Raw genomic sequence first — 20173 nt, 5'->3', positions numbered from 1 at the left:
CCGGGGGATGATCAAGCTACTGCGTTCACTGTGCTGATCCGACCCCCCATGTCGTCGAAGTGGACGGCCCGGCCTCCGCGGCGGGCCGGTGGCTGTTAGGCGGCGGCTCCCGCGAGGAACGCCTGCATGAGGGGACCGCCGGACGTGGAGCCGAGCTCGCCCTCCTCGACGAAGACGGCGACGGCGAGGTCGCCCTGCAGGGCGACCACCCACGCGTGGGTGCGGGGCGGGGTCTCGCTGCCGAACTCCGCGGTGCCCGTCTTGGCCAGGACGGGCTCGCCCGGTACGTCCTTCAGCAGCTGCGCGCCGCCCTGGGCGACGACGGCCGCCATGAGGGTCTTCAGCATCGTGGACTCGGCGGCCGTGAAGGCGCTCGGTGCCGCCTCCGGTTCGGCGGTGGCCGACGCCGTGGCGTCGCTGGTGGGTGCCGCCGTCGCCGCGGCGTCCTCGGACCCGGGGTCCGGGGCCGTGGACCCGCCGGGTGCCAGGAGCGTCGGCGTGACGCGTGAGCCGGCGCCGACGGATGCGGCCATGGTGGCGAGCGAGAGGGGTGAGACGAGGACCTCGCCCTGTCCGATCATGGCGGCGGCGTGCGCCGTGCCCTCCGCCTCGGTGGGTACGGAACCGAAGAACGCGGGCGTACCGATGCTCGCCTCGACGCCGATACCCAGGTCGGTGGCTGCGCCGGCGAGATCGGCCTGGGTGATCCTGTCCCGCGCGGAGATGAACCCCGTGTTGCAGGACTGCGCGAAGGTCTCGAGCAGCGGGATGGTGCCGAGGAACCGGGACGGGTAGGTGCTGGCGTTGTTGAACGTCCGGCCGTCCACCGTCACCTCCTCGGCGCAGTCGGTGGGCGTCTGGGGGGTGAAGCCCTTCCGCAGGAGTGCGAGGCTCGTGGCCACCTTGAACGTGGATCCCGGCGGGTACTGCCCGAGCAGCGCCGTCTGCAGCCCCTCGCTGCCCGGGCCGTTGGCGGCGGCGAGGATCTCGCCGGTGCTGGGGCGGATGGCCACGATCGACGACGCCGAGGGCTCGTCCGCGAGCACCTGCTCGCCGAGGCTCTGCAGGCGGGGATCGAGCGTGGTCGCGAGGTCCGTCCCGTCCACGGGCGGCTTGGCGAACAGCCGCTGCGTCGGTGTGGCCGGGGCGTCGACGGGCGCCGCGTTGACCTCCAGGCCGGGTGTCCCGGCGAGCCGGGCGTTGTGCTGCAGCTGAAGGCCGCCGAGGCCGGTGACGTCCCCGGCCGTGACGGCGCCGCCGGACTGCTCCACCAGTTCCTCGGTCGCCTCGCCGACGCCGCCGAGCAGTTCGCGGGCGAAGGTGCGGGTCGGTGCGAGCTCGAGGGTGTCGGCCTGCCGCAGGGCGCCGGGGACGGCGTCGATCTGCGCGTCGGTCACCGTGCGGGTGGCGTCGTCGCGCAGCACGAGGGCGACGACGAAGGCCTCGGCGCCGGCGCCCGTGACCTGCTGCTCGTAGTCCGCGGGATCCACCTCGAGCAGTGCCGCGAGGGCCCGGGCGGACGCCGCCTGCTGCTCGGCGGGGACGCGCGTCTTGTCGATCCCGACCCTGATGACGGGCCGCTGGGTGACGATCACCTCGCCGCGCGCGCCGGTGATGTCACCGCGGTCGCCGGGCACCCGCGTCAGCGTCAGTTTCTCCTCCGGCAGGAGGTTCGGGACGAACACCGCCGGGTCCCACGCGGCCTGCCACACGTCCTCCACGCGCGTCAGGTCCGCCGTGGTGCTGTAGGTCCAGTCGGAGTCCGAGGCGTCGAGGTCCCAGACGTAGTCGAGGGTGGCTCTCGCGCTGTCCTCGCCCGTCTCCTCCACGCCTGCCACCGTCACCCGGGGCGCCCCGGGTGCGAAGCCCTCCGTGATCGCGGCGAGCCGGCCGGTCACCTCGGACGATTCCAGGGAGCCGAAGGAGGACTGACCGACGTCGAGCCGGCCCAGCCCTTCGGCCAGCGTGCGGGCGGCGTCCTCGGCCGTGGGACGGTCGTCGGTGCATGCTGCAAGGCTCAGTGCGAGAACGGCGGTGGTCAGCACGGACGTGGCGCGGTGAAGTTTCCCCATACGGGCCATTATGTCGGAGACGCGGTCTCTGGCCGCTCCGCGCCTCACCGGGCATCGGGCCCCGCCGCTGATCCCCGACGCCGGGAGCGTACAGCACCGGTACAGGGGTGTCCCCCGGGAATATCCAGCCCCGCATCAAAGTTGAGTCGAGTACACTCAATGTGATCGCCATCCCTGCGTCAGGACGGAAAGGAACCGCGCGTGGACACCAATTTCACCACCAAGAGCCGTGAGGTGCTGTCGGCTGCCGCCATGAATGCCTCCACGGCGGGCAATGCACAGATCGAGACCCCCCACTTCCTCAAGGCACTGCTGGATCAGCGGGAAGGCATCGCCGTCGCGCTGCTCAAGGCCGCGGGCGCCGATCCCGATACCGTGAGCGTGCAGGCCAGCGCCGCGATCAAGGCCCTGCCGTCGTCGTCGGGATCCTCCGTGGCGCAGCCGCAGTTCTCCCGCGGTGCCCTGCAGACGGTCAACGCCGCCAAGGAGGAGGCCGACACCCTGGGGGACCAGTTCGTCTCCACCGAGCACCTCCTGCTGGCCCTCGCCTCCGACGCCGGTGCCGCGGGCGGCATCCTCCGGTCCGCCGGGCTCACGCGTGAGGTCCTCGCCTCCGCGCTCCCCGGCGTGCGCGGTGACCGGCGCGTGACCACCCCGGACCCCGAGAACACCTTCCAGGCCCTCGAGAAGTTCGGCGTGGACCTCACCGAGGTGGCCCGCAGCGGCAAGCTCGATCCCGTGATCGGGCGCGACGCCGAGATCCGCCGTGTGGTCCAGGTGCTCAGCCGCCGCACGAAGAACAACCCCGTCCTGATCGGCGAGCCCGGCGTGGGCAAGACCGCCGTCGTCGAGGGCCTCGCGCAGCGCATGGTGGCCGGGGACGTCCCCGAGTCGCTCCGGGGGAAGAGCCTGATCAGCCTCGATCTCGGCTCCATGATCGCGGGCGCCAAGTACCGCGGGGAGTTCGAGGAGCGCCTGAAGGCGGTGCTCGAGGAGATCCGCTCGTCCAACGGCCAGGTGGTCACGTTCATCGACGAGCTGCACACCGTGGTGGGTGCCGGTGCGTCCGAGGGTTCCATGGACGCCGGGAACATGCTCAAGCCCATGCTGGCCCGCGGTGAGCTCCGGCTCATCGGTGCGACGACGCTCGACGAGTACCGCGAGAACGTCGAGAAGGACCCCGCACTGGAGCGGAGGTTCCAGCAGGTGTACGTCGGCGAACCGTCCGTTCCCGACACGATCGGCATCCTGCGCGGCCTGAAGCAGCGCTACGAGGCGCACCACAAGGTCTCGATCGCCGACTCCGCGCTCGTGGCCGCTGCCACGCTGTCCCACCGGTACATCCCGGGGCGGCAGCTCCCGGACAAGGCCATCGACCTCGTCGACGAGGCGGCCTCGCGCCTGCGCATGGAGATCGACTCCGCGCCGGTGGAGATCGACGAGCTGCGCCGGTCCCTCGAGCGGATGCGCATGGAGGAGATGGCGCTGTCCCGTGAGAAGGACGAGGCGTCCCGCGAGAGGCTGGACGCCCTGCGCGCCGAGATGGCGGACCGCCAGGAGGAACTCGACGGGCTGAACGCGCGGTGGGAGTCGGAGAAGGCCGGCCTGAACCGCGTGGGCGACCTGAAGGCATCCCTCGACGACCTGCGCTCGCAGGCCGACCGCGCCCAGCGCGAAGGGGACCTCGAGACGGCGTCGCGCATCCTGTACGGGGAGATCCCGCAGGTGGAGCGCGAGCTGCGCGAGGCGCAGGCCGCCGAGGAGCAGAGCGCCAACGCCCCGGAGCTGATGGTCGCCGAGGAGGTCACCGCGAACGACATCGCCGAGGTGATCTCCGCCTGGACGGGCATCCCCGCAGGACGCATGCTCCAGGGCGAGAGCGAGAAGCTCCTGGCCATGGAGGATGTGATCGGCGCACGCCTGATCGGGCAGAAGCGGGCGGTGTCCGCGGTGTCCGACGCCGTCCGGCGGGCCCGGGCCGGCGTCTCGGACCCGAACCGCCCCACGGGCTCCTTCCTGTTCCTCGGCCCCACCGGTGTGGGCAAGACGGAGCTCGCCAAGGCGCTCGCGGACTTCCTGTTCGACGACGAGCGCGCCATGATCCGGATCGACATGTCCGAGTACTCGGAGAAGCACTCGGTGGCGCGCCTCGTCGGTGCTCCTCCGGGATACGTGGGCTACGAGGAGGGCGGCCAGCTCACCGAGGCCGTGCGGCGCCGCCCTTACAGCGTGGTGCTGCTCGACGAGGTGGAGAAGGCGCACCCCGAGGTCTTCGACCTGCTGCTGCAGGTGCTCGACGACGGCCGCCTCACCGACGGTCAGGGCCGCACGGTCGACTTCCGCAACGTGATCCTCGTGATGACCTCGAACCTGGGCTCGCAGTTCCTCGTGGACCCGTCCCTCGACGACGCCGCGAAGCGCGCCGCCGTGATGTCGGCCGTCAACGCGAACTTCCGGCCGGAGTTCCTGAACCGGCTCGACGACGTCGTGGTGTTCGACCCGCTGAGCCTCGACGAGCTGTCGCGGATCGTGGAGCTGCAGGTGAAGTCGCTGGGCGACCGGCTGCACGACCGCAGGCTCGAGCTCGACGTCAGTGAGGCCGCCAGCGAGTGGCTCGCCCTCACCGGGTTCGACCCGGCGTACGGCGCCCGCCCGCTCCGCCGACTCGTCCAGCGCGAGATCGGTGACCGGCTGGCCCGGGGCATCCTCGCCGGCGAGATCGTCGACGGCGACACCGTGGTCGTCGACCGTCCGGAGCCCGATGTGGACGCGCTCGGGGACCCCGGGGCGGAGCCGGAGGGCCTGCTCGTGCGGGCCGCACGGTAGCCTCCGCACCCCGGACGCGAAGGGGAGGGACCATCCGGTCCCTCCCCTTCGTGCATCCCGCCCCGTCAGGGGGTGAGCAGGCTCCGGCTCAGGGTGCCGCCGTCCTCGACGACCGCGAAGCAGTCCACGCGGCGGTCGCCGTCGGCCCACGTCTGAGTGGTCGGGACCGCATTGAGCAGGGTGACGCGGAGGTCCTCGGTGACGACGTCCGGGTCGATGGCCGCCGAGGCGTCGGCGCACGCCGCCTCGGCGCGCAGGCCGAGCTGCTCCCGGCCCGGGAACTCGGCGTCCTCCGGGTAGCTCTCGCTCGCCACGAGCTGCGCGTTGTGGGGTTCGGAGCAGTCCACCCGGGCCGCGTCCTCGGTGATGTCCGTGAACTCCGCCAGGCATTCGCCGGATGCGAGGGACGACGGATCCACGCGCTGCCCGTCGTCCGATCCGCCGAACAGGGACACGAGCAGCCAGACGAGGAGTCCGAGGAGCACGACGGCACCGCCGACCACCAGGAGCAGCGGCAGGGCGCTGCTCCTGGCCCGGGTCCTGTCGCGCCGGAGGGGATCCTGCGCGGCGCCCTGCTGCCCGTCGTCGGACGCCTCGGGGACCCAGCCGGCGCGGGCGGGGGAGCCGCTCCCCGGGGTGTCGTCCGAGCCGGCGGGTCCCGCGCCCCCGGTCGTGCCCCCCGCTCCGGTGGCTCCTGCGACGCCGGCGCCTCCGGCTGCTCCTGCGGCTCCCGGGCCGATGAAGGCCGGATCCGTCCCTGGGTACGGGTCCGGGTGCCCGAGGCCAGGCTCGCCGCCCTCGGGCGGGAAGGCATAGTGCCCGCCCATCGGGACCCCGGCATCCTCGCCAGGGTAGCCGTTCCCGGCGTCCCCGCGGGGCTCGCCGTCCCCGCCGTGCCCGGCGTCCCCGCCGTGCCCGGGGTCCGGATGCCGCTCGGCGCCGGGGGGCGGGACGGCGGAGGCGCCATGGCTGCCGGTCGTGTCTTTAGTACCGGCGGTGTGAGGGGCGCCAGCGGTGTGAGGGGCGCCAGTGGCGTCAGTGGTGTCGCCGCTCGTGTCTCCCGCGGCGCCCCCGGCCGGTGCCGTGCCGTCCGGGGCGGCGCGGACGAGCGGGGCGTCGGCGGGCATCGGCCCGCCGACGAGCGTCCCGGTCTCCTCTGCCTCCGCGGCGACGGCGCGTGCCTCGGCGGCGGCCTCCTCGAGCGAGGCCGCCTCCGCGGCGTCGGTACTGATGCGCACGGGTCCGAGGGCAGGCTCCTCCAGATCGAGGGCTTCGGGCGAGACCGACAGCTCCGGCTCGAGGGCGTCGGCGGACACGTCCCCGTCGTCGAGGACCACGTCGTCGGGATCGACCAGCGTCGGGCCGTCCTGCTCGTCCGTGCTGTCCGGCGCGGGACCGGTCCCGGGCTCCCTCGGTGCCTGCTCCTCGTTGCTCATGGTGGGCCGCTGTCTCCTTGCATTCCTGGTCGGTCGTCGCCGGGACGCTCCGACGTGGCTCCGACTCTATCCAAGTTCGCTCCCGCGAGGACCCGGCGCAGGGCGGGTGGATCAGGCAGGCCGGAGGCACCGCAACCGCAGCGGCCCGCGCGCCGTCGATCCGAACCGGGCTCGGGCGACGGTGAAACCATGTAACCTATACTTACGACAATTTGACCAAATACTCCGGGGCCTCGCTGCAGCCTTGGGCCTCGTGCCCCAGTGACCACCTCCGGATCGACGCACAAAGGGGGTCACGCCATGGGGCGCGGCCGTCAAAAGGCAAAAGCTACCAAGCAGGCACGGGACATGAAGTACTTCAGCCCGGCCACTGACTATTCGGCACTGCAGCGAGAGCTCACAGGCCCGGGCAGTCGTGCTTCCACCCGACGTACCGAACCCGTCGAGCCGGTTGAACCGGACTACTCGGCGTATGAGGACAAGTACGCCGACGAGGTCGAGGACGACGGCGAGGAGAGCGGCTCCCGCCGCACCGGCTGACCCTCGATCCGCCGACCTTCTGTGCACCACGGCGCATCAGCCCGGCAGGGACGATGCGCCGTTCCGTATGCCTGCGGACAGGTCCCTGATGGTCGCCGCCGCATCGGAGCCGCCTCCACGTGCTCGCTGGGAGGGTGTCCTCCAGGAGGTCAGGACGGCGCCGAGAGCAGGGGCTGGAACGCCAGCTCCGCGGCCCCGATCAGCAGCAGCTCCGGGCCCAGCGCCGCGCGGCGCACCTCCACCCCGCCCGCGAGCGATGCCGCGTTGACCGTCCCGCTGAGCTGATCCCCGGGGAACCCGACGAGGGCGCCGAGGAATCCGCCGAGGACGATCAGCCGGGGGTCGAAGATATTGGTGAAGTCGACCAGGGCGACGGTGAGCAACTCCCGCTGGCGTTCGGCCTCGGCTCGGACGGCCGGCCCGGGGTCCTCGGCGAGCACCCGCTCGAGCGCCTCGATGCCGCCCCCGGCGTCCTCGCCGGCCGCATCGAGCAGTCGTTCCAGGCGTACCTCGGCGTCCAGGCACCCCGAGCGGCCGCAGTGGCACGCGGCCCCACCCGGGCTGACGAGGGTGTGGCCGAGTTCCCCGCCGAAGCCCCGGCTGCCCACGAGCTGGGCTCCTCCGGTGACGATCCCACCGCCGATACCGCTCGCACTGCCGTTCAGGTACACCGCGTCCCGTACCCCGAGCGCCGCGCCGAAGATGCTCTCCGCGAGGGACCCGAGCGAGGCATCGTTCCCGGCGACCGCCGGGAGCCCGAGCGCCCGGCTGAACGGCCCGGTGAGGTCGGCGTCGCGCCACCCCAGGTGCGGTGCCACGAGCACGCGGCCCGTGCCCGCGTTGACGAGTCCGGGCAGCGCGATCCCGACGCCGAGCACCCGGTCGAGGGCTGCCAGCGCCGGCTGCAGGCCGGCCACGATGTCGCGGGTGAGGCCGACGGCGTCCTCGAGCGACGGGATCCCGCGGGTCTCTCGGCGGATGCGATGGTGCACCCGCCCGCCGAGGCCCACGACGCCGACGGTCAGCGCATCGATGTCGGGATTGACCGCGAGCACGGCCACGCCGGGGTTCGCCTGCACGATGGGGCTCGGGCGCCCCACCCGTCCCGCGCCGGCCGGCTCGGACTCGCGCACCAGGTTCCTCTCCGCGAGGGCCTGCACGAGGGCGCCGACGGTGGAGCGGTTGAAGCCGCTCCGGCGGGTCAGCTCGGAGCGGGACAGCGGTCCGTCCCGGTGCACCATGGTGAGGATCTGGGACAGGTTCTGCGCGCGAAGGCCCTCGGTGCCGTTCGCCGTGCCGGGTGATGACCGCACAGCGCGGATCCTCCTTCGTCCTGCAGGAGCCTCCGTGCGCCTGGTCTGAGTGTCATCGTATCGGGAGGTGGACTCCCCGGGATCAGGCTCGCTGCCCGATCGGGCCGTCCACCGCAAGGACGCCGTCCGGCGCGGACGTGCTCTGGCGCACCACGAGACTCGTCGCGAGATCCAGCCGCAGGTTGTCGGGCCGCTCGCCGTCGCGCAGGCGCAGGACCATGCGCGTGGCCTCCTCCGCCATCTGGATGAGCGGCTGGTGGACGGTGGTCAGGGCAGGGCTCGACCACTGGGCCACGGGCAGGTCGTCGTATCCCACGATCGAGAGTTCCTCCGGGACGCGCAGGCCGATCTGCCGGGCGGCGTCGAGCACGCCCAGGGCCTGGAGGTCGCTGCCCGCGAAGATCGCGGTGGGCGGGTGGGGACCGCGCAGCAGGGAGAAGGCGTGGTCCCGGCCGCCGTCCACGTGGAAGTTGCCGAACCTGATGAACGAGGGGTCGATCGGCAGGGACGCCATGTTCATGGCCGAGCGGTATCCGTCGATCCTCGCGAGGGAGCACATCATGTCCTCCGGCCCGCTGATCGCCGCGATCCGCGTATGGCCCAGGTCGATCAGGTGCCGTGTGGCCATCATCCCGCCGGACCAGTTGGCCGACCCCACCGAGGGGACGTCGGGTGACGGATCGCCTGCAGGGTCGATGATCACGAACGGGATGGACCTGGCCTCCAGCTTCGTACGGAAGTCCTGGGGCAGTTCCGAGAACACGAGGACCACGCCGGCGGGCCGCCTCGACATGACGCCCTCGATCCACTCCGGTCCGGGGGCGTGCCGCGAACCGGTCTCCGTGAGGACGACGCTCAGGCCATGGCTGCGGGCCACGTTCTCCACGCCCCGGATGAGTTCGAGGGCCCAGGCGCTCTCCAGCTCGTGGAACACCAGTTCCACCAGGCCCGCCTTGGCCGTCGAGACCTTGCGCCGCCGGTAGCCGTTCTCCTCGAGGAGCTCCTCAACTTTCGCCCGGGTTTTCGGCGACACGTCGGTGCGCCCGTTGAGCACCTTGGAGATCGTGGAGAGGGACACCCCTGCCTGCGCGGCAAGGTGGGCGAGGGTGACGCGCGGTTCGTCCGCCGGAATCGACATGAGCGATAGCTTACCCCCGCGTATTCGCGGGCCATCGGACGCCGCTCGTCGCAGAATGTGACCCGCTGCACACGCCGCCTTGCATTTGCCGAGGAGCGCTACATACACTCATGCGACAACACCACTTTCGATCATATGATCGAAACTTTCGAGAGGCGTTCAACGATGAACAACCGAACCTGGATGTCCCGCACTCTTGCGGGCACCGCGGTCATGATGCTGGGCTTCACCCTTGCCGGGTGCGGTGGCGGCGGCGGCGACGCCTCGAGCCGGCCCGAGAACGAGCTGCACGTCGCGGTCTACGGCGACGCCAGCAACAAGGTCGAGCAGGCCATGGTCGAGAAGTTCAACGAGACCTCCGACGTCAAGGTCGTGCTCGACACGATCCCCGGCGCGGACTACCAGACCAAGCTGCAGACCATCATCGACACGGACTCCGCTCCGGACGTCTTCTTCAACTGGGGTGGCGGCAGCATCGCGAACTTCGTGAAGGCCGACCTCCTCCTGCCGCTCGACGACTTCATCGAGGAGGACCCGCAGCTCAAGGATGCCTTCCTGCCCTCGGTCTTCAACACGGCCGTCGTCGACGACAAGAGCTACGGCATCCCGATGCGCGGCACCCAGCCGGTCATGCTCTTCAACAACTCCGAGGTGCTGCAGCAGGCCGGCATCGACGCCCCTCCCGCCACCTGGGACGAGCTGCTGGAGGACGTCGAGAAGCTGAAGGCCGCAGGCGTCACGCCGATCGCCCTCGGTGGAGCGGACCAGTGGCCCACCCAGATGTGGTTCCAGTACGTGTTCGACCGCGTGGCCGGACCGGAACTCTTCCAGGCCGCGCTCGACGGCGACACCGAGGTGTGGGACTCCGAGGAGAGCCGCGAGGCCCTCGGCATGCTTCGCGAACTCATCGACGCCGGTGCCTTCGGCACCAACTTCGACTCGGTGAAGTTCACCGACGGCGGCTCGCCCACCCTGCTCTCCAGCGGCAGGGCCGGGTTCGAGCTCATGGGTTCCTGGGCCTACGCGACGCACCTCGACGCCAATCCCGAGTTCGCTGAGAACTCGCTCGGCTACAGCGAGTTCCCCGAGATCGAGGGCGGCAAGGGTGACCCCGCCAACCTCGCCGGCAACACCAACAACTTCTACTCCGTGCACAAGGACACCCGGTACCCGGAGGAGGCCGCCGAGTTCCTGAAGCTCATGTACTCCGACGAGTTCGTCCAGGAGCAGATCGCCATCGGTAACCTGCCCACCACCACCAACACCGAGCAGTTCCTCGACCAGGCCTCGAACCCCGAGTACGCCACGTACCAGTTCGAGCTCGTCAAGGATGCGCCCAACTTCCAGCTGTCCTGGGATCAGGCGTACCCGCCCGAGGCGACCGTCACCATCCACACCGCCGTGTCCCAGTTCTTCAGCGGCCAGATCGATGAAGACGGCTTCATCAAGGCGATGCAGGGACTGTAGGACCGATCATGACGACGCTTGCAACCCGCAGGCAGGCAGCGCCGGGCGGCTCGACCACGAGCCGCCCGGCCCGCTCGGGCGCCTCCTCCGTGGGGCGCCCCGGCTTCGCCTGGGCCCTGCCCGCCACCATCTTCTTCGCGCTCTTCGCGCTCGTGCCGCTCGCAGCGGTCGCCGTCCTGTCCTTCACCTCGTGGAGCGGCCTCGGCGATCCGGAGTTCGTGGGGCTCGAGAACTGGGAGACGCTCGTCGCCGACCCCGTGATGCTCAAGAGCCTCTGGCTCAGCCTGCTGTTCATCGTGCTCGGCGTGGTGACGCAGACACCGCTGAGCATCCTGCTCGGCGTCTGGGCCGCGGGTCACCAGCGCAACCGTGCCGTCCTCAGCGCCATCTACTTCATCCCGCTGCTGCTGTCCTCGGCCGCCATCTCGGTGCTGTGGCGCGCCCTGCTCGATCCGAACTTCGGCCTCCCGGGCCAGCTCCCGTGGCTCTTCGGTGACGGCAACCTGCTCGGTACGCAGGCCGGCGCCATCGGCGTCCTCATCTTCGTGGGCATGTGGCAGTTCACGCCCTTCCACACCCTCATCTACCAGGGCGCGGCCAAGGGCATCCCGCCCGTGCTCTACCAGGCCGCGTCCATCGACGGCGCGGGCATGGTGCGGCAGTTCTTCTCCATCACCCTGCCGCAGCTGCGCAACACGGCGATCACCTCGATCATCCTGATGGTGGTGGGCGGCCTGACGACCTTCGAGACCGTGCTGATCCTGACCAACGGCGGGCCGGGGACCGACACCACCATCACCGCCTTCTACATGTACCAGGAGGCGTTCCAGAGCTTCGACTTCGGCGTCGGCAGCGCGATCGCCCTCGTGCTCGTGGTCGTCGCCACCCTGATCTCCCTCGTGGTGGTCAAGGTGTCCGGCTACGACAAGATGAACAGCTCGCTGGAAGGCCTGTGATGAAGACCCGTCCCAATTATCTCGCCGGCATCGGCTCGTTCGCCTGGCTGCTGGTCGTCGCGATCCCGCTGTACGTGATGCTCTCGGGCACCTTCCAGACGCGGGAGGAGTTCGGCGACAACGGTCCGCTGTCCTTCCCCACGAGCTTCACGCTGCAGAACTACGCGGACGCGATCACCAGCGGCTTCGGCCGGTACTTCCTCAACACCGTGGTGGTCACCGTCGGCGTCGTCGCCATCGTGCTCCTGCTCGTCCCGCCGCTCAGCTACGCGATCGTGCGCAGCCAGAGCCGGGCGGCATCGTTCGTGTTCCGCTTCTTCCTGCTGGGCCTCGCGATCCCGGCGCAGGCCGTGATCGTGCCCGTGTTCTACCTGATCAACGCCGTGGGACTCTACGACAACCTGCTCGGCATCATCCTGCCCACCGCCGCGTTCGCGCTGCCGATCTGCACCCTGATCCTCAGCGGGACCATGCGTGACATCACCGGTGAGCTGTACGAGGCGATGGCCATGGACGGGGCCAGCCCGGCCCGGGCGTTCTTCCGCCTGGTGCTGCCGCTGTCCAAGGGCGGGATCTCCACGATCGCCGTGTTCTCCGCCCTGCAGGCCTGGAACGGATTCCTGTTCCCGCTGATCCTCACCCAGTCCGAGAGCACCCGCGTGGTGACCCTCGGCCTCTTCAACTTCCAGACGCAGTACGGCATCAACATCCCGGGGCTGCTCGCCGCGGTCACACTCTCGATGGTGCCCGTCCTGCTCGTCTACCTGTTCGCGCGCCGCGCGCTTGTCCAGGGCCTCATGGGCGCTGGCGGAAAGTGACCATGACTGAGACAACACTGAACGACGCCCCGTGGCGGGACACCGCCGCAGCACCCGAGGACCGGGTGGAGACCCTCATCCAGGCGATGACGCTGCGCGAGAAGGTCGCGCAGCTGGTCGGCGTCTGGGTCGGAGCCAACACCGAGGGCGGCGAGGTGGCCCCCCACCAGCACGAGATGAACGAGGCCGTGGACCTCGACGAGCTCCTGCCGCACGGGCTCGGCCAGCTGACCCGGCCCTTCGGCACCGCCCCCGTGGAACCGGGACTCGGCGCCCTGTCACTGCAGCGCACCCAGGAGCGCATCACGGCGGCGAACCGCTTCGGCATCCCCGCCCTCGTCCACGAGGAATGCCTCGCCGGGTTCGCGGCCTGGAAGGCCACGGCCTACCCGGTGCCCCTCGCCTGGGGAGCCACCTTCGACCCCGACCTCGTACGGACCATGTCCTCGGCCATCGGCACGGACCTCCGCTCCGTCGGCGTCCACCAGGGCCTCGCCCCCGTGCTCGACGTCGTCCGCGACGCCCGCTGGGGCAGGGTCGAGGAGACCATCGGCGAGGACCCCTACCTGATCGGGACCATCGCGACGGCGTACGTGCAGGGACTCGAGCGGGCCGGGATCGTCGCCACGCTCAAGCACTTCGTCGGGTACTCCGCGTCGAAGGCCGGCCGCAACCTCGCCCCCGTGTCCATCGGCGAACGCGAGCGGGCGGATGTCCTCCTGCCGCCGTTCGAGATGGCGATCCGGGAATCCGGCGTCCGCTCCGTGATGCACGCCTACACGGACATCGACGGCGTGCCCACCGCGGCCGACGCCTCGCTCCTGACCTCGCTGCTCCGCGACACCTGGGGCTTCGACGGCACGGTGGTCGCCGACTACTTCGGCATCGCCTTCCTGAAGGAGCTCCACCGCGTCGCGGGGACCCTCGGTGAGGCCGCCGCCGCCGCGCTGACCGCCGGGGTCGACGTCGAGCTCCCCACCGTGCACACCTTCGGCGACCACCTCCTCGCAGAGATCGACGGCGGCACGATCGACGAGGCGCTCGTGGACCGCGCGCTGCGCCGCGTGCTGCGGCAGAAGCTGGACCTGGGGCTGCTCGATCCGGACTGGTCCGCCGTACCGTCAGCCCTTGCCGGCGGCGGGGCGCCCGTCGTCGACCTGGACCCGGCGGGCAACCGGGACATCGCCCGCCGGCTGGCCGAGCAGTCGATCGTCCTGGTGGGTAACTCCGGCGTCCTGCCCCTGGCAGCGGCGCCGCGCATCGCGCTGATCGGCCCGAACGCCGATACCCACCGCGCGTTCCTCGGCTGCTACTCGTTCCCGGCCCACGTCGGCGAGCAGCACCCCGAGGTCGAGCTCGGACTGGAGATCCCCACCGTCGCGGACGCGCTCCGCGACGAGTTCCCCGGCAGCGAGATCACGACGGCGGCCGGCTGCACCATCGACGGGCGCGCGACGACCGGCTTCGACGAGGCCCTCGCGGTCGCGCGTGGTGCGGACGTCGTCGTCGCCGTCCTCGGGGACAGGGCCGGCCTCTTCGGGCGGGGAACCAGCGGCGAGGGGTGCGACGCCGAATCGCTCGACCTGCCCGGCGTGCAGCAGCAGCTCCTCGAGGGTCTGCTCGCCACCGGGAAGCCCGTCGTCGTGGTGCTGCTGACCGGGCGCCCGTATGCGCTCGGGACCGCAGCGGGCGAGGCTGCGGCGATCGTGCAGGGCTTCTTCCCGGGGGAGGAGGGGGCCGGTGCCGTCGCCGGGGTGCTCAGCGGACGCATCAACCCGGCAGGCCGGCTGCCCGTCAGTATCCCGGGATCACCGGGCGCCCAGCCGTCCACCTACCTGGCGGCGCCCCTGGCGCAGTCCAGCGGGGTGTCCAACATCGACCCGACGGCCGCGTTCCCCTTCGGCCACGGCCTCGGCTACACGCACTTCGAGTGGAGCGATGCGGCATCGACGGCGGACTCCATCGCGACCGACGGCGAGGTCGGCCTCACGGTCACCGTGACGAACGCGGGGGAGCGCGACGGCGTCGAGGTGGTGCAGCTCTACCTGCACGATCCTGTGGCCTCGGTGGTGCGGCCCGTGCAGCGGCTGGTCGGCTACGCGCGGGTACCGCTCACGGCGGGGTCCTCGGCGCGTGTCGCGTTCACCGTGCCCGCCGACGTCGCGTCCTTCACCGGGCGGGACGGGGTTCGGATCATCGAGCCGGGTGCCCTCGAACTGCGCCTCGGCGCGTCGAGCGGTGACATCCGGGCCGCCGTGCTGCTCGACCTGACCGGAGGCATCCGGCAGGTCGACCACACCCGGCGGCTGCACTGCGACGTGACGATCACGTCGCTCTGACGGCGCCTCGGCCGGTCCCCTTCCGCGAACGGCGGGCCCGCTCCCGGTGAACGGGCCCGCCGTCGAGGGTTCTACATGACTGATGGGCGCGCCACGCGGCGCGCCCATCAGTCGTCCGGTGCCGATCAGCCGTGCCGATCAGCCGTGCCGAGCCGATCGGTCGAGCGGTGTCGATCGAGCGGTGTCGGTCGGGCGGAGCGTCAGCGGCCGGTGCCGCCGCCTTCGGTCTCGATGCGCTCTTCGCGCACCTGCTCGTTGACGGTCTGCTGCTCGGTGACCGTCTCCTTGTCGAGGCGCACGCGCTCGACGGGGACGGCTTCCTTCTCGACCACCGGGCGCTCCTCGGTCAGGATCACCTCGTGCTCCTCCTCGCTGATGGCCGGTCCGTCGTACGCGTCACCGCGGTTGGCCTCCGTGATGGGCTCCCGCTCCACGCGGACCTCCTCGTGGCTCACGGGGACCGTCTGGCTGACGTTCTCCGTCACCACGTGCTTGCGGAGGCGGGCCCTGCCGGCCTCGTGCGTCTCCGTGCCGACGCGGACCTCCTCCTTCGAACGTGTCATGGCGTCATCGGTCGTCGGCCCGGAGGTGTCGTGGCCGACGATCCCGCGGCTGTCCGAGCGGTCCACCCGCTCGTCGCCGGGCTGGAAGCCGGGCGCCTCGCGCCCCTGGTCCGAGGTGGTGGTCGTCGTGGTCCTCGTGTCCGTCGCCGTCGTGCCGGACCCGATGCTGTAGTGCCGGTAGAGGCGCTCCTCCTCCTCCGGGCTCAGGTGCCCGTCGCGCTCGACGGACGGCGCATCCTTCACCAGGTCCTTGGTGTAGGGGACGCGGAGGTCGTTGCCGTCGGCGGAAGCGTCCTGCAGCGGCACGAAGGTCTCCTTGGTGCCGAAGAGCCCCGTGTTGACGGTCACCCAGCTGGGCTGGCCGGTGCTGTCGTCGACGTACAGTTCGCCGATCGAGCCGAGCTTGTCGCCGTCGTTCGTGTAGACCGTGCCCTTGCCGGTGGTCAGGCGATCGAGATCGTGCGAGGTGATCATGTAGCGCTCCTAGCATCTGCCATCGTGGACGTGCAGCGGGGACTGCACTGCGCCTCACTGTAGGCAAGCGGCAAAGAGATAACAAGGGCACTTACTAACTCCCTCGCCGGCGTCGGCCTGCGCCCGACGCGCCGCGGGCGCGCCACGGGCGGTCCTCGCGCGGGCGTCCCCTTCGCCCACCAGGTTCTTGCACGCCGGGCAAAAGAAACCGGTTGCGTCGATGGATCCGCCTCGGTCACGGTAGTAAGCAGACTGATGATCAGGGCCGGTCGGCATCCGTCGCGGCCGTCGCGGTCATCCACCACGCAAGGAGCAGCATCATGGCATCGGAGAACATCTCGGGAGCGAGCACCCCGAAGAGCAGGCGCAACGACGTCGTCGCCGCCGAGAGGGAGCAGTTCGGCGGCATCAAGTTCGGGTCGGCGTTCTTCGGCTGGCTGACGGCCATCGGCCTGACCGTCATCCTCAGTGCCCTGGCGACGGCGATCGGCGTCGGCATCGGGGCCTCCACCTCGGGCAGCGCGAACGAGGCCGCGAACCAGGCCACGCAGAACGCCGGGACCATCGGGATCGTCAGCGGGATCGTCCTCGCCGTCATCCTGTTCGTCGCCTACTACTGCGGCGGGTACGTCGCCGGCCGCATGGCGCGTTTCGACGGCGTGAAGCAGGGCGTCGCCGTCTGGCTCTGGGGCATCATCATCGCCGTCGTCCTGGCCATCCTCGCGGCCGTGGCCGGCGACCAGTTCAACGTGCTCTCCAACCTCAACGGCGCCCCGAGCATCCCGGTCGACGGCAGTGCCCTCACCACGAGCGGCCTGATCGCGCTGGCGATCGCGATCCTCGTCCCGCTGATCGGCGCGATCCTCGGCGGCAAGGCCGGCATGCGCTTCCACCGCAAGGTGGACCAGGTGGGCATCAACCACCAGGCCGGCATCTGACCGGCCCGCAGTACGGATGACGATGGAGGCGCTGCCCCGACGGGCTGGCGCCTCCGTCTTGTCGGCCGACCTCGCACTCGCCCGGCCCGCGATGGCGCGAGCAGGGCCACCGGCTGCCGTCGTGGGGGCCGGCGACCGGGTCGATCGTGAGGCGGGCTACCGGGCCGATCGTGGAGGCAGGAGGGCTACGCACTCGCCCCGGAGCGGTGTGAGGATCGCTTCGGCGAGGTCCTCCAGCTGCTCGAGCTGCCGGTTGCCGAGAAGCTCGAACACCCGGGCCCGGACTTCCGCGACGTAGCCGGGCTCTACCTCGGCCAGGAGGCGCGCGCCCGACGGCGTCAGCCTCGCCAGGGTCTTCCGCGCATCCGCGGGGTCCGTGCTGCGGGTCAGGAGGCTTCGTTTCTCCAGCCGGCCGACGATCCGCGACAGGTGCGAGGGTGTCACGCTGGCGGTGGCAGCCAGGCGGCTCATGTGGACCTCGCGGTCCTCGCCGAGCGACAGGCAGCGCAGTACCCCGTACTCGGCGTGGCTGAGATCCGCCGAGCGCTCCAGGTAGGCATCCAGTTCCGCCGGCAGCCACATCATGACGCCCACCAGCAGGGACCAGGTCCGGTCCTGCTGAGGTGAGAGGCGATCTGCTGGCACGGGATCAGAATACCTTTACTTGCCGCAGAAACGAATACGGGTTAGCGTTCCTTTCCGCAGCAAGTATTCGCTGCGCCTCGTCCATCCGAAAGCAGAACCACCATGCGCGCTGCCCGCTTCCACTCCTACGGAGCCCCCGACGTCCTCGTCATCGAGGACGCGCCCGAACCCCATGCCGACGAGGCCTCGGTGCGGATCAGGGTGCACGCCACGAGCGTGAACCCGATCGACGTCCTCCTGCGCGCCGGCCGTCTCGCGCCGTTCCTGCCGCTGCCGTTGCCCGCCATCCCCGGTCGGGACGCCGTCGGCGTCGTCGACGAGATCGGTCCGGGCGTGACGGACACCCGGGTCGGTGACGTCGTCTTCGGCCTGGGTGGGATCAGTGACACCACGGCCGAGTTCGCGGTGCTCACCGCGTGGAGCCGCGTGCCCACCGGGTGGACGACGGCACAGGCCGCCGCTGCCGGGCTCGCCTCCGCCACCGCTGCGGCCGTCATCGAGGCGCTCGGGGACCTGAAGGGCAGGACGTTCCTCGTCGAGGGTGCATCAGGGGCCGTGGGGAGCGCCGCCGCGGCCTTCGCGCTCGCAGCCGGCGCCACGGTGATCGGGACAGGACGTGAGAGCAACCACGCGTACCTGGAATCCCTCGGAGTGCTCGCCACGACCTACGGTCCGGGACTCGCCGGGCGCGTCCAGGCACTCGCGCCCGGTGGCGTGGATGCCGCCCTGCACTCGGCCCCGTCAGACTCGCTGCCGGACCTGGTGGACATCGTCGGGGACACGTCCCGGGTCGTCACCGTCATCGACGACCAGGGGGCTGCGCGCCTCGGCGTGAGGAAGGTCGACGCCCGCAACGACTCGGCCCTCCTGCAGTACGCCGCGGCGCTCGGGCAGGAAGGGCTCTACCTGCCCCGCGTCGACCACGAACTCTCCCTGGCCGACATCGTCGAGGCGCATACCCTCGCCGAGAACGGCAGCGGCAAGGTCGTCATCACGCAGCCGTGACCCCGCGGCGTGGAGTGGCCGGCCTCCCGCGGGCTCCATCTCCCGCCGTATCGGCCGACAGCACCGCGGGCCGCGCCATCAAGGCGCGGCCCGCGGTGCGGCAGTCATCCCGGACAGCCGGTCACGCCTCGGACGTCGTCCGGTCGGCGTCGGGGCCCGGGAACCGCAGGGACCCGATCGCCGTCCTGTACTGCCGGCGGATGACGGGCCGGTGGTCGGCGGCACGGTCCTCCACCGTGCCCACGACCCAGCGCGGCCTCGATCCCGTCAGGGCCCAGGCGGCCTGTACGGCGCCGCCCCGCGCCACGTACTCGCCGGGCGCCGGGATGCGCACGGGCAGGTCGAACACCTGTGCCGCCACCTCCTGCACGGCAGGGTTCTGCGCGGCACCACCGATGAGCAGCAGGTGCCGCGGGAGCGTGCCCGTGGCGCGTACCGCGTCCAGGGCGTCGGCGAGCCCGCAGAGCATGCCCTCGATCGCCGCCCGCGCAAGGTTCTCCCGCGTGCCCGAGGCGATGCTGAGGTTGTGGAAGCTCGCCTTCGCCGTCGGCAGGTTGGGGGTGCGCTCTCCCTCGAAGTACGGGACGAGAACGACGCCGCCGGAGCCCGGTCCGGCGGCCCGGGCCAGTTCGGCGAAGCCCTCGTGATCGACACCCAGCATGCCGGCCACGGACGAGAGGACGCGGGCCGCGTTCAGGGTCGCCACGAGGGGGAGGAACAGCCCGCTCGCATCGGCGAAACCCGCCACGGTGCCGGAGGTATCGGCGACCGCGTCGGCCGCCACGGCGAAGACCGTGCCGCTGGTGCCCAGGGACACGACGACGTCGCCCTCCTCGGCCCCGAGGCCCAGCGCTGCTCCCGCATTGTCCCCGGCGCCGGCACCGAGGACGATGCGGCGGTCCCCGGACGGGAGGAAGGAGGCGTGCACGGTCCCGGCGACGGCGTCGGCGGAGAGCACGCGGGGGAGGATCACCGACTCCGCATCGGTTCCGGCGGCGTCGGCGCCCCGCGCCTCACGGGCGGGGCGGCCGAGCATCCGCTCGAACAGGTCGAGGTCGTACGCGTCCGTCGCAGGGCTCCAGTAGCCCGTACCGCTCGCATCCGACCGGTCGGTGACCAGTTCCTCGAGGACCGGACCGAGGGGCGATCCGCCCTCCGGGCCGAAGCCGCGCAGGCGCCAGGTCAGCCAGTCGTGCGGGAGTGCGACCGCGGCAACGGCTGGGACGACGTCGGGCTCGGCGTCGCGCACCCACCGCACCTTCGTGCCGGTGAAGGATGCCACGGGCGCCGATCCCGTCCGCGCCACGAGGGCGTCGGTACCGAGCTCGGCGATCAGCTCCCGTGCAGCCCCGGCCGACCGGGTGTCGTTCCACAGCAGCGCGTCCCGGAGCACCCGGCCGTCGCGGCCCAGCAGCACCATGCCGTGCTGCTGGCCCGCGACGGCGAGGGCGTCGACGTCATCCCCGAGTCCGTCAGCGGCGCGGATGGCGTCGAGCAGTGCCCGCCACCATGCCTCCGGGTCCACCTCCGTGCCCTCCGGGTGGGAGGCCCGGCCGCTGCGTACCTCTGCGCCGGTCAGGGTGTCGACGACGACGACCTTGCAGCTCTGCGTCGACGAGTCGACGCCCGTGACCAGGGCCATG

Annotated in this window: 15 protein-coding genes; 8 read left to right on the top strand and 7 right to left on the bottom strand. The window is 71.2% G+C overall.

The window, feature by feature from the left end; all coding sequences use genetic code 11:
* Positions 1-95: 95 nt before the first annotated feature.
* Positions 96-2072, bottom strand: a complete 1977-nt coding sequence (locus tag V6S67_RS14885) for a penicillin-binding transpeptidase domain-containing protein (RefSeq protein ID WP_334210966.1) — start codon at positions 2070-2072, stop codon at positions 96-98.
* A gap of 201 nt (positions 2073-2273) precedes the next feature.
* Here V6S67_RS14885 and clpB point away from each other — a divergent pair, with 201 nt between their 5' ends.
* Positions 2274-4898, top strand: coding sequence for an ATP-dependent chaperone ClpB (gene clpB, locus V6S67_RS14880; protein WP_334210965.1), 2625 nt, complete (start codon positions 2274-2276; stop codon positions 4896-4898).
* Between the two features lie 65 nt (positions 4899-4963).
* Here clpB and V6S67_RS14875 read toward each other — a convergent pair whose 3' ends face one another.
* Positions 4964-6334 (bottom strand): septum formation family protein, encoded by a 1371-nt coding sequence (locus V6S67_RS14875; RefSeq protein WP_334210964.1) that lies wholly within the window; start codon positions 6332-6334, stop codon positions 4964-4966.
* A gap of 300 nt (positions 6335-6634) precedes the next feature.
* On the opposite strand from V6S67_RS14875, the gene V6S67_RS14870 reads away from it, so the two are divergent.
* Entirely contained in the window at positions 6635-6874 is a 240-nt protein-coding gene (locus V6S67_RS14870) for a DUF3073 domain-containing protein (protein ID WP_104050066.1), read from the top strand.
* A gap of 149 nt (positions 6875-7023) precedes the next feature.
* Here the strand turns inward: V6S67_RS14870 and V6S67_RS14865 are convergent, their stop codons facing one another.
* Positions 7024-8187 carry an ROK family transcriptional regulator gene (locus tag V6S67_RS14865; RefSeq protein ID WP_334210963.1) on the bottom strand — a complete coding sequence of 388 codons (1164 nt, stop codon included), beginning with the start codon at positions 8185-8187 and terminating at the stop codon, positions 7024-7026.
* Positions 8188-8269: 82 nt separating this feature from the next.
* Entirely contained in the window at positions 8270-9325 is a 1056-nt protein-coding gene (locus V6S67_RS14860) for a LacI family DNA-binding transcriptional regulator (protein ID WP_334210962.1), read from the bottom strand.
* Between the two features lie 165 nt (positions 9326-9490).
* Between V6S67_RS14860 and V6S67_RS14855 the strand changes: the two genes are divergently transcribed.
* Genes V6S67_RS14855 through V6S67_RS14840 form a run of 4 tightly spaced genes read left to right on the top strand, consistent with a single transcriptional unit; the run spans position 9491 to position 14905 of the window.
* Complete coding sequence (locus V6S67_RS14855; RefSeq protein ID WP_334210961.1) at positions 9491-10792, top strand: ABC transporter substrate-binding protein; 1302 nt, start codon at positions 9491-9493, stop codon at positions 10790-10792.
* Positions 10793-10800: 8 nt separating this feature from the next.
* Positions 10801-11748 (top strand): carbohydrate ABC transporter permease, encoded by a 948-nt coding sequence (locus V6S67_RS14850; RefSeq protein WP_334210960.1) that lies wholly within the window; start codon positions 10801-10803, stop codon positions 11746-11748.
* Positions 11748-12566: a carbohydrate ABC transporter permease gene (locus V6S67_RS14845; RefSeq protein WP_334210959.1), complete on the top strand. Its 819-nt coding sequence runs from the start codon at positions 11748-11750 to the stop codon at positions 12564-12566. The genes V6S67_RS14850 and V6S67_RS14845 overlap by 1 nt, the downstream gene beginning before the upstream one ends.
* A 2-nt stretch (positions 12567-12568) precedes the next feature.
* Positions 12569-14905, top strand: a complete 2337-nt coding sequence (locus V6S67_RS14840) for a glycoside hydrolase family 3 N-terminal domain-containing protein (RefSeq protein WP_334210958.1) — start codon at positions 12569-12571, stop codon at positions 14903-14905.
* A 200-nt stretch (positions 14906-15105) separates the two neighbouring features.
* Here the strand turns inward: V6S67_RS14840 and V6S67_RS14835 are convergent, their stop codons facing one another.
* Positions 15106-15942, bottom strand: a complete 837-nt coding sequence (locus tag V6S67_RS14835) for a PRC and DUF2382 domain-containing protein (RefSeq protein ID WP_334210957.1) — start codon at positions 15940-15942, stop codon at positions 15106-15108.
* A gap of 320 nt (positions 15943-16262) precedes the next feature.
* Here V6S67_RS14835 and V6S67_RS14830 point away from each other — a divergent pair, with 320 nt between their 5' ends.
* On the top strand, positions 16263-16880 hold the full coding sequence (locus tag V6S67_RS14830) for a hypothetical protein (protein WP_334210956.1): 618 nt from the start codon (positions 16263-16265) through the stop codon (positions 16878-16880).
* A 156-nt stretch (positions 16881-17036) separates the two neighbouring features.
* Here V6S67_RS14830 and V6S67_RS14825 read toward each other — a convergent pair whose 3' ends face one another.
* A complete protein-coding gene (locus V6S67_RS14825) occupies positions 17037-17525 on the bottom strand; it encodes a MarR family winged helix-turn-helix transcriptional regulator (protein WP_334210955.1) in 489 nt (162 codons plus the stop codon).
* Between the two features lie 102 nt (positions 17526-17627).
* Here V6S67_RS14825 and V6S67_RS14820 point away from each other — a divergent pair, with 102 nt between their 5' ends.
* Positions 17628-18530, top strand: coding sequence for an alcohol dehydrogenase catalytic domain-containing protein (locus tag V6S67_RS14820; protein WP_334210954.1), 903 nt, complete (start codon positions 17628-17630; stop codon positions 18528-18530).
* Between the two features lie 121 nt (positions 18531-18651).
* Here the strand turns inward: V6S67_RS14820 and V6S67_RS14815 are convergent, their stop codons facing one another.
* Positions 18652-20172, bottom strand: coding sequence for an FGGY family carbohydrate kinase (locus tag V6S67_RS14815; RefSeq protein WP_334210953.1), 1521 nt, complete (start codon positions 20170-20172; stop codon positions 18652-18654).
* Between the last annotated feature and the right edge of the window lies 1 nt (position 20173).

This window comes from Arthrobacter sp. Soc17.1.1.1 (genome assembly GCF_036867195.1).
Lineage (GTDB): Bacteria > Actinomycetota > Actinomycetes > Actinomycetales > Micrococcaceae > Arthrobacter_D.
This window is presented reverse-complemented; position numbering and strand designations above follow the sequence as displayed.